At 72.0% G+C, this 12,164-nt stretch carries 11 protein-coding genes; 5 read left to right on the top strand and 6 right to left on the bottom strand.

What is annotated here, in order from left to right; all coding sequences use genetic code 11:
• On the bottom strand, positions 1 to 699 hold a 699-nt coding region (locus ICN82_RS19845; RefSeq protein WP_193186672.1), incomplete at its 3' end, for a YbfB/YjiJ family MFS transporter.
• Positions 700 to 877: 178 nt separating this feature from the next.
• On the opposite strand from ICN82_RS19845, the gene ICN82_RS19840 reads away from it, so the two are divergent.
• Complete coding sequence (locus ICN82_RS19840) at positions 878 to 1,423, top strand: RNA polymerase sigma factor (RefSeq protein WP_193186669.1); 546 nt, start codon at positions 878 to 880, stop codon at positions 1,421 to 1,423.
• A 3-nt stretch (positions 1,424 to 1,426) separates the two neighbouring features.
• Here ICN82_RS19840 and ICN82_RS19835 read toward each other — a convergent pair whose 3' ends face one another.
• Positions 1,427 to 2,020, bottom strand: a complete 594-nt coding sequence (locus tag ICN82_RS19835; RefSeq protein WP_193186666.1) for a hypothetical protein — start codon at positions 2,018 to 2,020, stop codon at positions 1,427 to 1,429.
• A gap of 180 nt (positions 2,021 to 2,200) precedes the next feature.
• On the opposite strand from ICN82_RS19835, the gene ICN82_RS19830 reads away from it, so the two are divergent.
• Both ICN82_RS19830 and mqo read left to right on the top strand, forming a co-directional pair.
• The gene (locus ICN82_RS19830; protein WP_193186662.1) at positions 2,201 to 3,382 is read left to right on the top strand and encodes a S8 family serine peptidase; all 1,182 of its coding nucleotides are present in this window, start codon (positions 2,201 to 2,203) and stop codon (positions 3,380 to 3,382) included.
• Positions 3,383 to 3,681: 299 nt separating this feature from the next.
• Positions 3,682 to 5,301 (top strand): malate dehydrogenase (quinone), encoded by a 1,620-nt coding sequence (gene mqo, locus ICN82_RS19825; RefSeq protein ID WP_193186659.1) that lies wholly within the window; start codon positions 3,682 to 3,684, stop codon positions 5,299 to 5,301.
• Between the two features lie 9 nt (positions 5,302 to 5,310).
• Here mqo and ICN82_RS19820 read toward each other — a convergent pair whose 3' ends face one another.
• The 3 genes from ICN82_RS19820 to ICN82_RS19810 all read right to left on the bottom strand — a co-directional run bounded on the left by ICN82_RS19820 (position 5,311) and on the right by ICN82_RS19810 (position 7,608).
• On the bottom strand, positions 5,311 to 5,982 hold the full coding sequence (locus ICN82_RS19820) for an RES domain-containing protein (protein WP_193186656.1): 672 nt from the start codon (positions 5,980 to 5,982) through the stop codon (positions 5,311 to 5,313).
• On the bottom strand, positions 5,982 to 6,650 hold the full coding sequence (locus ICN82_RS19815) for an antitoxin Xre/MbcA/ParS toxin-binding domain-containing protein (protein ID WP_226898632.1): 669 nt from the start codon (positions 6,648 to 6,650) through the stop codon (positions 5,982 to 5,984). Before ICN82_RS19815 ends, ICN82_RS19820 begins: the two co-directional genes overlap by 1 nt.
• A 61-nt stretch (positions 6,651 to 6,711) precedes the next feature.
• On the bottom strand, positions 6,712 to 7,608 hold the full coding sequence (locus tag ICN82_RS19810; RefSeq protein WP_193186650.1) for a helix-turn-helix domain-containing protein: 897 nt from the start codon (positions 7,606 to 7,608) through the stop codon (positions 6,712 to 6,714).
• Between the two features lie 169 nt (positions 7,609 to 7,777).
• On the opposite strand from ICN82_RS19810, the gene ICN82_RS19805 reads away from it, so the two are divergent.
• The gene (locus ICN82_RS19805) at positions 7,778 to 9,871 is read left to right on the top strand and encodes a TonB-dependent siderophore receptor (protein WP_330999038.1); all 2,094 of its coding nucleotides are present in this window, start codon (positions 7,778 to 7,780) and stop codon (positions 9,869 to 9,871) included.
• Positions 9,872 to 9,981: 110 nt separating this feature from the next.
• A complete protein-coding gene (locus ICN82_RS19800; protein WP_193186644.1) occupies positions 9,982 to 11,025 on the top strand; it encodes a siderophore-interacting protein in 1,044 nt (347 codons plus the stop codon).
• A gap of 55 nt (positions 11,026 to 11,080) precedes the next feature.
• Here the strand turns inward: ICN82_RS19800 and ICN82_RS19795 are convergent.
• Positions 11,081 to 12,164: exopolysaccharide biosynthesis polyprenyl glycosylphosphotransferase (locus ICN82_RS19795; RefSeq protein WP_193186641.1), on the bottom strand; the 1,084-nt coding region annotated here is incomplete at its 5' end.

Genomic DNA, 12,164 nt, shown 5'->3' with positions numbered 1-12,164 from the left:
CAGCAGGTAGCCCGCCCCGAACAGCGCGAACCAGCGCCTGCCGGCGCCGCCTTCCGCGGCGGCCGGGGAGGGGCCCGCGGCGCGGGGCGGACCGGCGGCGGAAGCGGGGCGCGGCACCAGGTGCCAGGCGGCCGGCACCAGCAGCAGCGCGATAACCGCGAAGCCCGCCCATTGCCCGCGCCACCCGGCCAGCGGGTCCAGCGCCAGAACGGCCAGGCCGCTGAGGCAGATGCCCAGGCCCAGCCCGGTGAAATGCGGGCCCAGTTCGGGGCGGGCGCCCCGGGCGCGCAGCCAGCCCAGGATGAATTCCGCCGCCAGCAGCATTCCCCCGGCCCCGGCGGCGCCGCCGAGGAACCGCGCGAGGCCCCAGATCCACAGCCGGTCCGTCATCGCCATCGCGGCGGTGCTGGCCACGGCAAGGACCAGGCAGGCGCGGTAGACTGCCAGCCGGTGGCCGGGGCGGCGCAGCCCCGACAGAAGCAGCACGGCGGCCAGGTATCCCGCGTAGATCAGCGCGCCCAGCAGCCCGGCCGCGCGCGGCGACAGCCCCGCCTCCGCCTGCATCGCAGGCAGGAGCGGCGTATAGGCGAAGCGCGCGATGCCGATGGTCAGCAGCTGCGCGGCAATGCCCCCGGCAAAGGCGCGGCGCAGCGCGCCGGGCGTGGCTTGCAGGTTCGGCTGGGTCTGCGGGCGCGGCATCGGCAATCCTCCTCGGTCGGGACTGGGTATCAGCTTCGCCTGCGGCTGCAAGCTGCCGCCGCCTGCCGCGGGGCCGGGGCGGGGCGGGTCCCGGCGCCGCAGGCGGGACGGGAGGGCTGGCCAGCGCGCGGCGGATCGGCCATTCTGCCGCGGGACAGTGCGGCGGGGGTCGGAACAGATGAGCGCGCGCGACGAGGAAACCGGCGACCAGGAGCTTCTGGCGCGCATCGCGGCGGGGGACATGACCGCGATGCGGGCGCTCTATCTGCGGCATGCGGCGGTGGTGGAACGCTTTGCCCGGTCGCGGCTGAACGATCCGGCCGAGGCGGCGGATGTGCTGCATAACACGATGCTGGATGTCTGGCGCAATGCCGCGACCTTCGGCGGGCGCTCCGCCGTGCGGTCCTGGATGCTGTCGATCGCGCGCAACAAGGCGGTGGACCTGATCCGCAAGCGCGCCCGCACCGAGCTGGCCGAACCCGATGACACGCTGCCCGATGACGCCCCCGACCCGGAGGCGGCGCTGGCGGCGGCGCAGGATGCGCAGCGGGTGCGCGACTGCGTGGCCAAGCTGGGCGAGCGTCACCGCGCCGCCGTGCAGCTGGCCTATTTCGAGGAGATGAGCGTCGCCGAGATCGCCGCCGCCGAGCAGGTGGCCGAGGGCACGGTCAAGACCCGGCTGTTCCACGCGCGCAAGCTGCTGATGCGCTGCCTGTCGCGCTGAGGCTCATTCCTCGGCGACGAGGGCGACGATCGGATCCGCGTCCAGCATCGCGCGGGCGGCCTCGCGGGCGGCCTCGTCGGCAAAGCCCAGCCGGTAGAGCGCGGCGGCGCCGGGGCCGCCGGTGATCTCGGCCCCCGCCGCCCGGATCAGCGCGCGCATCTGCGCCTCGGTCGCGGCCGGATCGAATGCCACTGCCAGGACATGGGCCGCGGCCGCGGGGCCGGAGGCGGTCTGGTATCCGGGCGCCGCGGGACGGGTTGCCAGGAAGGCCGCCTGTCCCAGCGCCGCGACCGCGCAGATCGCCGACGCCGCCTGCCACATCCGCAGCTGCCGGGCGCGGGCGGGGACGGGCGCGGCGGCGGGGGTCTCGCGGCGGATCTGCGCCTCCAGCCTGCGCCAGGCCAGCTCGCCCGGGGGCTGGACGGTGTCGCCGTCGCGCAGCGCCGGTCCCAGCGCCGCCATCACCCCCAGCTCGGCGGCGAATTGCGGATCGGCCTCGCGCGCGGCGGCGATCTCGGCCGCCTGGTCGGGCGGGGCCTCGCCGCGGATGAAGGCCAGGAGCGCATCCTCGGAGAAACGTTGCGGTCGGCCTGCCATGTCCTGCCCTTTCCTGCTGCCGGGCGGGGGCCCGGTCTGGCGCTATCATGGTATGTGTCGCACGCGCTGGCCAGTGGGTTCAATCGGCGCGGCCGGCAGGGCGGCGGGCGCGGGGGGTTCCCAGACGCGGCGGGCCGGGTATCATGCCGCCACCGATTGCCGTTCCCGCCGGAGCCCCCAATGTCCTTTTCCATCCGCCTTGCGCTTGCCCTGTCCACCTGCCTTGCCGCCCTTGCCGGATGCGCCCCCCCGGGGGTCACCCCGTCCGCGACCCAGGCCCCGTCCGCGGCGGGGGCCGCGCCGGAGATCGTCGATGACCGGCAGCTGCTGGTCCTGACCGCGGGCGCGCCCGCGCCGCTGATCGCGCGGGCGGAGGCCCTGGGATATGTGCTGCAGCGCACGGATGCGCTGGCGGGGATCGACGAGACGCTGATCAGCCTGCGCATTCCCGCCGGCCGGACCATCCCGCAGGCCATCGCCGAGATCGAGGCGCTGGAGCCGGGCGTCACCGCCGGGGCGAACCATGCCTTCCGCCTGCAGCAGGCGGCGGCCGCCTCGCCCGGGACGGGCCGGGATTTCGCCGGGGCGATGATCGGCTGGCCTGCGGCGGGCTGCGCCGCGGCGCGGCAGGTGGGTCTGATCGATGCCGGGATCGGGGCGCAGAGCGGGCTGCTGGCCTCCGGCGCGGTGCAGCAGCGCCGGTTCCGCGCCTCCGAGGCGCCCCCGGCCACCGATCACGGCACGCTCATGGCGGAACTGCTGATCGGCGAGGGACGGCTGAGCCGCGGGCGGCTTCTCAGCGCCGACGTGGTGGATCCCGATCGCGGGGCGGGCGATGTCGCCGGGGTGGATGCGATCCTGCGGGCGGTGGACTGGATGGCCCAATCGGGCGTGGACCTGGTCAATGTCAGCCTCGCGGGCCCCTATAACAAGCTGATCGACCGCGGGCTGGGCAAGGCCGCGTCCGAGGGCATGGTGCTGGTGGCGGCGGCGGGCAATTCCGGCCCCGCCTCGCCGCCGCGCTATCCCGCCGCGCTGCCCTTCGTGCTGGCGGTGACGGCGGTGGATCGCGATGCGGAAGTCTATCCGATGGCTGTGCACGGATCCTACCTGGACCTGGCGGCGCCGGGGGTCGATATCGTCGTGCGCTCCGGCGGGCGGATGCGGATCCTCAGCGGCACCTCGGCGGCGGCGCCCTATGTCACCGCCGCCATCGCCGCGGATCCCGCGCTCGGGCAGGGGGTGCCGGTCGCCGCGGTCCGCCGCCACCTGGCGCGCGCGGCCACCGACCTGGGACCGCGCGGCAAGGACGACATCTTCGGCGCGGGGCTGGTCCATGCGCCGGCAGGCTGCCGCAGCTGAGCGGATCCGCGCCGGGACTCGCGGCGGCGCGCGGGGCTCCGGACAGGTGATCTGACCAATACGCCGCCGTGACAGCCCTGCGCAGGGTGCAGGGCTGGGCGCGTGCCATGCCCTGCATGCATAGTTGCCCTGCAGAATTGAGCGGGGATTCTAGCAAATGCCGCAGCGCGATATCGCGGCGGGTTGATTCATCAAAGCGTTTTCAACGTCTTGGTTCGGCCGGTGTGGGTCATCACTTTTCCGGGAACAGCTTCAGGTTGTGACGGTGCCGCGCTGCGGCGCTTGCAAGATTCTTGCGCATGCATAATTTCCGCGCCGTGGCAGTACAGAAAGGGCCTGCGATGGAGTTCAGGAAACGTCGGGCGGCGCGCCAGGTGGATGTTCTTCTGGTCGGGGGCGGGATCATGAGCGCGACCCTGGGCGTGCTGCTGCAGGAGCTGGAGCCGGACTGGTCCATCGAGGTGGCCGAACGGCTCGAGGATGTCGCCGCCGAAAGCTCCAACGGCTGGAACAATGCCGGGACCGGCCATTCCGCGCTGTGCGAGCTGAACTATACCCCGCAGCGGCCCGACGGGTCGGTCGACATCTCCAAGGCCGTGGCGATCAACGAGCAGTTCCAGGTCTCGCGCCAGTTCTGGGCCCACCAGGTGCGCGCCGGGGTGCTGAACCGCCCCGAGAGCTTCATCTCGGCGGCGCCCCACATGAGCTTCGTGCAGGGCGAGGCCGATGTCGATTTCCTGCGCCGCCGCTATCGCGCGCTGGTCGGCAACCCGCTTTTCGCGGGGATGCGGTTCTCCACCGATCGCGCGCAGATCGCCGAATGGGCGCCGCTGATGGTCGAGGGGCTGGATCCTGCCCGGCCGGTCGCGGCGACCTGGGCGCCGCAGGGCACCGACGTGGATTTCGGCGAGATCACCCGCCAGTTCGTCGCCGCGCTGGCGGCGCGCCCGAATGTCTCGGTGCGCACCGGCCGCACGGTCACGGGGATCCGGCGCAATCCCGCGGGCGGCTGGCGCGTGACCACTGCCGCGACCCGCGGCGGCGCGCCCGAGGTGATCGAGGCGCGCTTCGTCTTCCTGGGCGCGGGGGGCGGCGCGCTGCCCCTGCTGCAGATGTCGGGCATCCCCGAGGCGCGGCGCTATGCCGGGTTCCCGGTCGGGGGGTCCTTCCTGGTCTGCGAGACGCCCGAGGTGGTGCGCCGCCACGGGGTCAAGGTCTATGGCAAGGCCGCCGCGGGCAGCCCGCCCATGTCGGTGCCGCATCTGGACAGGCGCTGCATCGGCGGGCGCGACATGCTGCTGTTCGGGCCCTTCGCGACCTTCTCCACCAAGTTTCTCAAGGAAGGATCGCTGTGGGACCTGCCCTCGTCGATCACCGGGCGCAACCTGATGCCGATGCTGCAGGTGGGGGTGCATAATTTCGCGCTGGTGGAGTATCTCGCCGGGCAGCTGCTGCTGACCGCGAAGGACCGCATGGCCGCGCTGCGCGCCTATTACCCGGAGGCCGAGGATGCCGATTGGCGGCTGTGGCAGGCGGGGCAGCGGGTGCAGGTGATCCGCAAGGATCCCGGCCGCGGCGGCGAGCTGAAGCTGGGCACCGAGATCGTCACCGATGCCGGGGGCAGCATCGCCGCGCTTCTGGGCGCGTCGCCGGGGGCCTCCACCGCCGCGCCGATCATGCTGGAGCTGCTGGGCCGTGCCTTCCCCGAGCGGCTGGCAGGCGACGCCTGGCAGGCCCGGCTGCGCGAGATCGTGCCCAGCTATGGCCGCAGCCTCGGCGAGGCGCCGGATCTGCTGGCGGCGGAATGGGCGGAGACCAGTTCCGCGCTGGGGCTGCTGGAGATCGGGGCGGAGGAAATCCTCAGCCGCATGGACCGTTTCCGCGCCAGCGTCGCGGCGGAGCTGGACACGGCCGCCTGAGGGGGCGCCTCACAGGTCGATATATTCCATGCCCAGACGGTCGGCCAGCGCCAGGATCGCGGCATGGCAGGCCGCCCCGGCGACGGGGCGGGTGGGGCCGGGGATCACCGCATCGCCGGCCCGGTCGCCGAAAAGCATCAGCGCCCGCGCGGGGCCAAGCTGGTGGGACGGATAGATCAGCCCCTCCGCCTCCGGGAGCGCGGCATGGATCGCCGCCGCCCAGGCCCGCGTCGCGGGATAGCTGGCCATCGGCCCCCCGAGCAGGGCGTTGTGATCCACCCCCAGGCCGCGCTGTCCGGCGATGCCCAGATCGACCAGCCGCAGGTCGCGCGCCAGCGTCACCTCGCTATGGGCATGGGCGGTGAAATCGGCGGGAAAGGCGATGGCCAGCGGCGGCAGCCCGGTGGCCGGATCGGTGGCGGGCAGGTCGGGGCTGCGCAGGATGATCTCGGCCGCGGCGCAGTCGAACCCCTCCCCGGCATAGAGCGTCGGCACGAGGGTTCCGGCGGCATCGCGCAGCGGCGAGAACCGGGCATTGCCGCGGGCGCTGTCATTGAACTGGGCGGCGCCGTAGCGGGCGGGATGGATCCGGTGCAGACGCGTGCCCGCCGCCAGCCGCTCCAGGACCGCGCCGCCCGGACGCAGCCGCGCGGGGCCGGGCAGGGCGATGCGATAGTCCATCAGCCGTGATCCGCAGGCTCCGCCGCATCGCGGAAGGCCGCCAGGACCGCCCCGGGATCGCGGCCCAGCCGCGCGGCGGGCGTGGCATCGCCAAGCGCCCGGTGCGGCCGGGTCAGCCAGTAGAGCAGGCGGAAATCGCTCCATCCCGCCGGACGCTCCGCCAGGATCGCCGACATGGCCGGATGAAGCCGCTGCGCCTCGGCATCGAACTGGAACAGCGGATAGCGCGCCCGCCCTTCCAGCGTGAAGCGCAGGATCTCGCCCTTCTGCTCCTTGCGGCGCATGGTGGCCGAGGGATTGGCCAGCGACAGGCCCAGCAGCTCGCAGGCCTCCGCCTGGTCGGCCATGGGCAGCCCGGCAAGCACCCCGGTCTGAAGCCGCACCCGGTTCAGCGCCTCGCGCAGCGCCGCATCCTGTCCCTTGGCCAGCTGTTCTTCCAGCCGCGCGCGATAGGCCGCGACCAGCTGTCCGAACTCGCGGCTGAGCGCCGCCTCCAGCCGGTCGGCCAGGCGGCCCTGCAGCGCGTCGGCCGCCTGCGCGGGCAGGTCGGAGGCGGTGAGGGTCAGCGCCACCTCGACCTCGCGGGCATCGCGCATGCGCGCCTCGATGCGGGCATCGCGCATCAGCGGCGCGGCCTCCGGGGCGGGGGGCAGGGCAGGACCGGTCATGGAAGGCGATCTCCTACATGCGATATCCTTTAGGGATACATAGCGCATGTAGCGCCGCGTTTCAATCCCGTGCAGGCGCCGGGCGGGGCGGACGGCGGCTGGCGGAGGGCGGTTCGCCATAGGCCCGGCGATAGGCGGTGGCGAAATTCGCCGCGCTGCCATAGCCCGCGATCCGCGCGGCCTCGGCGACCGGCACGGCCTCGGCGCGCAGCGCCCGGCGGGCCGCCTCCAGCCGCACCTGCCGGACATGGGCCTGCACGGTGCAGCCATGGGTCTGCCGGAACAGCCGCCGCAGGGTGGAGAGGCTGACGCCGCCTTCGCGGGCGATCTCCTCCAGCCCGGGCAGCGGGCGGGTGGTGTCATGGATCAGCGCCTCCATCCGGGCCAGGCGCTGGCGGTCATGGGGGGCGCGGGCGGGCGGCACGGGATCGGCGCCCGGGCAAAGCCGGGCAAAGCCGCGCGCCACCAGCATCAGCGCCAGCGCCTCCGCCTCCAGCCGGTCAACCGGACCGGCCCCCTGCGACAGCCGCAGCAGGCGTTCGAAATCCGCGACCTCCCCGGGGCCCAGGGGCAGGCTGCGCCGCCGCGTTCCGGCCGGAAGGACCAGGCCGCGCGCCGCCATCCAGTCCGGGTCCATCCGGATATTGACCTTGCGCACGTAATCCCCGGCGCGGCTGCAGCGGCGGAAGGGCTCGGGCTCCTGCGTGGCGGTCAGCACCAGCCGCGGAGCGGCGCCGCCGCTGCGGCCCAGCCCCATCGCGCGCCCCGACAGCCGCGCATCGGTGCGCCCGTCGAGGAAGCAGTGCAGGATCACGCCGGGCGGACGGACCGCCTGCACCTCGAAGCTTTCGCGCGCCGTGGCCTCCAGCGTGTGCAGCGCCAGGCCCGAGCCGAAGCGCAGCGCCACCATGCGCCCGTCCAGCCGGTTGCCGATCTCCTGTGCCGATAGCGGCGTCATGCGCTGCCCCTTCGTGATCGCGCCCCGGTCACGCAAATGTCGGCTCCCGGCGCGCGCGCAAAGATATCTGGCGGCCCTGCAAAGATCGCGCCCTGTCCTTCGGCGCGAAACCGGACCAGTAATCGATAGGAATACTCTGTCTTTTCGATCCTCACAAGGAGTCCCGCCCGTGCGCCGCCTTCGCCTTCGCCACCTGTTCCTCGCGACGACCTGCCTTGCCGCCCCCGCCGCGGCGCAGGAGGCCGTGGTCCTCGACAATGTCGTCATCCGCGGTTCCAGCTACGAAACCGAAGGCACGGGCAGCCTGACCACCGACCAGGTCTCGGTGGGCGAGAAGGAGGTCCGCGACATCCGCGAGATCCCGATGTCCACCACGGTCATCACCGATGCGCAGATCGACGATCGCGGCTTCACCTCGCTGGACACGGCGCTGCAGAAGACGCCGGGGATGCGGGTGCTGACCAACGATTCGGGTCGCTCGTCGCTCTACGTGCGCGGCTTCGAGATGGATTACCTGTATTTCAACGGGTTGCCCGCACCGCTTTCCTCGATCTACGGCACCCAGCCGGACCTGTCGATCGTCGACCATGTCGAGATCCTCAAGGGGCCCAACGGGCTGTTCATCGGCACCGGCGAGCCGGGCGGCGCGGTCAATATGAGCCTCAAGCGCGCGCAGCGGGATTTCGGCGGCTATGTCAGCCTCTCGGGCCAGAGCTTCGGGCGCGGCCGCGCCGAGGCGGATGTCACCGGCAGCCTGAATGACAGCGGGACGCTGCGGGGCCGGGCGGTCTTTGCCTACGAGGATGGCGACGGCTTCGTCGACCAGCAGGAGAACGGCGTCGCCCAGGCCTATGGCACCGTCGCCTGGGACGTGACCCCCGATACCGAGCTGACCTTCACGATCAGCCACATGGAACGGGACATCACGCCGTTCAACGGCCTGCCCACCGATGGCGACCTGGACCTTCTGGATGTCGACCGCTCCACCACCACCATGGCGGACTGGAACGAGTTCGAGAATACCGTCGACGACTATCTCCTGGAGCTGCGCCACGAGCTGGATGGCGGCGGGTTCCTGAAATTCTCGGGCCGCTATTCGACCCGGGACGTCGATTTCCTCTATGCCTACGGCGCCAGCGCCGCGGATGAGGATGACACCGTCACCAACCTGTCCTGGCTCGCGCAGCAGTACAAGGAGGACAGCCTGGCGCTGGATGCCTATGCCAGCCTGCCCTTCGATTTCGGCCGCACCACCGGCAACCTGATCGTCGGCGCGGATTACCAGAAGGTCGAATCGCGGCTGTACTCGGCGCGGGGCACGATCGCCGGCAGTTTCGACCTGAATGACTGGGACGTGTCGGATGTCGACCGGCCCGATGTCAGCTGGTCGTCGCGCGAGGAGACCGAGACCGAACGCTACGGGCTGTATTCCCAGCTGCGCGTCTCGCCGCTGGAGGGGCTGAACCTGATCGCGGGCGGGCGCTTCACCTGGTATGACCAGACCGCCACCGATCTGGATACGAACGAGGAGACCGACGATATCGGCGAGAACGGCCGGTTCACCCCCTTCGGCGGGCTGACCTGGGACGTGACGGAGCAGGTGACGCTCTATGCCAGCTATACCTCGATCTTCCAGCCGCAGACCGAAACCGACGTCAATGACAGGCTGATCGACCCGGCCGAGGGCCACCAGGTCGAGATCGGCGCCAAGGGACGGTTCTTCGACGGGCTGAATGCCTCGTTGGCGCTGTTCCAGCTGGAGGAGGACAACCGCGCCGAGGTGGAGACCGGGACCCGCGACTACTATGCGATGGATGTCGAGAGCCGCGGCGTGGAGCTGGAACTCTCGGGCGAGGTGCTGCCCGGCTGGCAGGTCTTCGGCGGCTATACCTATACCGAGATGAAATACACGGACGGTCCGATGGATGGCGACGTGTTCAAGGGCTACACGCCCGAGCACATGGTCCAGCTGTGGAGCAGCTATGATTTCGGGCCCGGCGCGCTGGACCGGCTGACGCTGGGCGGCGGGCTGACCTACATGAGCGATTTCAAGTCGGTCAGCAGCACCGGAGAGATCGAGGCGCCCGGCTATACCGTGGTCGACCTGATGGCCCGCTGGGAGGTGACCGAGCAGAGCGATATCCGCCTGAGCGTCAACAATGTCTTCGACGAGACCTATTACAGCCGCGTGGGCGGCCCGTCGGTGTTCAACTTCTACGGCGAGCCGCGCAACCTGGAGCTTGCCTTCACCCAGCGGTTCTGATGGAACGGGCGGCATCCGGCGGGTCCGGATGCCGCCAGCGCGCCGGTTCCGCCGAACCGCCCGACGCAAGCCAGATGTTGCAGAGACAGGACAACGGAAGGAAGCCGGCGATGACCGTGACCCCCGAATCCCGCGGCGAGGCACGCGGGCCCTTTCCCGAAGGCTTGATGGAGCGGCTGGCGCAGGAGATGCGCGAACATGGCCGCCAGCCCGAAACCGGGCCCGGAGCCCTGTGGATCGAGGGCGAGGAAGGCCGCGTGGACATGGCGCTCGAGGACGGGATGTTCCGGGTGCGCGTCGCCGCCTCCGAACAGCGCCAGGTGCTGCGCTTGCGCGAGGCCGTGCTGCACCTGATCGACCATGCCGCCGAGGGTCTGACCGGGCGGATGGACTGGGTCGGCGGCCCGGTTCCGGGCAGCCTGCCGTCGAACATCATCTTCGCCGAGGTCGAGGGCGTGACCCGGATCGGCGCGAATTTCCTGCGCGTGGCGGTCCGCTCGGACCAGATGGCGGTCTTTGCCGAGGGCGGCATGCATTTCCGCCTTCTGCTGCCGCCGGAGGGGCGCGCGCCGGTCTGGCCGGTGATCGATGACCGCGGCCGCAGCATCTGGCCCAAGGGCGAGGATGCGCTGCACGCGCCGGCCTACACCATCGTCGAGATCGATCCCACGGCCGGAACGATGAGCTTCGACCTTTACGAGCATGACGGCAGCCTGGCCACCGACTGGGCGCAGGGCGTCGCGCCCGGCGCGCGGATCGGCCTGTCGGGGCCGGGCGGCGGTCATTTCCCGCCGGGCGACTGGATCCTGATGGCCGGGGACGAGACCGCGCTTCCGGCGATCCGCCGCATCCTGGCGCATTCCCCCGCCGGGCGGCAGGGGCATGTCTTTCTCGAGACCGGCGATCCGGGCGATCGCGTCCCGCTGGAGGCGCCGCGGGGGATCCGCGTGACCTGGCTGGATCGCGGGGCCGGGCCCGGCCTCTTGGAGGCGGCCTCCGCCGTCGCGCTTCCCGGCGGGCAGGACAGCCGCTTCGTGTGGTTCGCGGCCGAACGCGACCAGGCGCGCCGCGCCAAGGCGCTGTTCCGCGAAAGGTTCGGATTGCAGGCGGCCGAGGGCTATTTCTCGGGCTACTGGACGGCGCCCGCCGCCTGACCCCGCGGCCGGCCCGGGCGCGCATCCGCGGCCGTCGCGGGGCGTCCGCGCCGGATCAGTAGGCGTTGCGCGTGTCCAGCAGCGCCAGCGGCGTGCGCAGCAGGATGCGCAGGTCGAACCAGAGCGACCAGTTCTCGATGTAGTACAGGTCATGGGCGACCCGCGCGCGCAGCTGCTCCGGGGCGTCGATGCCCCCGCGCAGCCCGTTGATCTGGGCCCAGCCGGTGAGTCCCGGCGGCAGGCGGTGCCGGGAGGCGTAATCCTCCACGAGCTCGGCAAAGGGATCCATCCCCGCGGACCGGGCATCCAGCGCATGGGGGCGCGGTCCCACCAGCGAGAGGTCGCCGCGCAGGACCCCGAAAAGCTGGGGCAGCTCGTCGATGGAGCTGCGCCGCAGGAAGGCGCCCACCCGGGTCACGCGCGCATCGCCGCCGCGGCGCACCACGCGGGTGCCGCCGTGATCGGCCCGGTCATGATACATGCTGCGGAATTTCAGCACCGGGATATGCCGCCCGGCCAGCCCGTGGCGCCACTGGGTGAAGAAGACCGGCCCGGGGGAGTCGAGCCGGATCGCAAGCGCCGCCGCCGCCATGACCGGCGACAGCAGCAGCAGGGCGAGGCTGCCGAAGAGGAGGTCGAAGGCCCGCTTGCGCCAGCGCCGCCCGGTGCCGTAGCTGGCCTGGCGCGCCAGGATCAGCCCGCCGGCCCGTCCGTCGCGGAACCCGCCGCCGGGCTGGAACCCGGCCAGGTGGATCTGGTGGGGCAGCGCCTTGAACGCCGCCAGGAGCCAGCGGATGCGGTCCTCCGCCTCCAGCGGCAGCGCGATGATGACCATGTCGATCTCGGCCTGCGCGACGAAGCTCAGCACATGCCAGAAACTGCCGATTCGCGGCACGCCCAGAACCTGCTGCGGCGAACGCGAGTCGCCGCGGTCGTCGAACAGGGCGACGATGCGGATGTCATCGCTGCGCGCGCCCTCCAGCGCGCGGATCACGACCTCGGCGGCCGCGCCGCCGCCCGCGATGATCGCCCGCCGTTGCAGGGCCCCGAATGCCACCGCCCAGCGGAGGAAGGCGCGCGCCGCGAGGCGCAGCGCCAGGAGCGGACCAAGCGCCAGCGCGCCGATCCCGGCCAGGCCG

Source organism: Mangrovicoccus algicola (assembly GCF_014903745.1).
GTDB classification, from domain to species: Bacteria; Pseudomonadota; Alphaproteobacteria; order Rhodobacterales; family Rhodobacteraceae; genus Mangrovicoccus; species Mangrovicoccus algicola.
The sequence above is the reverse complement of the archived record's forward strand: the minus strand, read 5'-3'. Positions and strand labels throughout refer to the sequence as shown.

Excerpts from the sequence above, each read along its gene's own strand:
- ICN82_RS19840 (WP_193186669.1), top strand. The coding sequence starts at position 878 with ATGAGCGCGCGCGACGAGGAAACCGGCGACCAGGAGCTTCTGGCGCGC.
- ICN82_RS19835 (WP_193186666.1), bottom strand. The coding sequence starts at position 2,020 with ATGGCAGGCCGACCGCAACGTTTCTCCGAGGATGCGCTCCTGGCCTTC.
- ICN82_RS19830 (WP_193186662.1), top strand. The coding sequence starts at position 2,201 with ATGTCCTTTTCCATCCGCCTTGCGCTTGCCCTGTCCACCTGCCTTGCC.
- mqo (WP_193186659.1), top strand. The coding sequence starts at position 3,682 with ATGCATAATTTCCGCGCCGTGGCAGTACAGAAAGGGCCTGCGATGGAG.
- ICN82_RS19820 (WP_193186656.1), bottom strand. The coding sequence starts at position 5,982 with ATGGACTATCGCATCGCCCTGCCCGGCCCCGCGCGGCTGCGTCCGGGC.
- ICN82_RS19815 (WP_226898632.1), bottom strand. The coding sequence starts at position 6,650 with ATGACCGGTCCTGCCCTGCCCCCCGCCCCGGAGGCCGCGCCGCTGATG.
- ICN82_RS19810 (WP_193186650.1), bottom strand. The coding sequence starts at position 7,608 with ATGACGCCGCTATCGGCACAGGAGATCGGCAACCGGCTGGACGGGCGC.
- ICN82_RS19800 (WP_193186644.1), top strand. The coding sequence starts at position 9,982 with ATGACCGTGACCCCCGAATCCCGCGGCGAGGCACGCGGGCCCTTTCCC.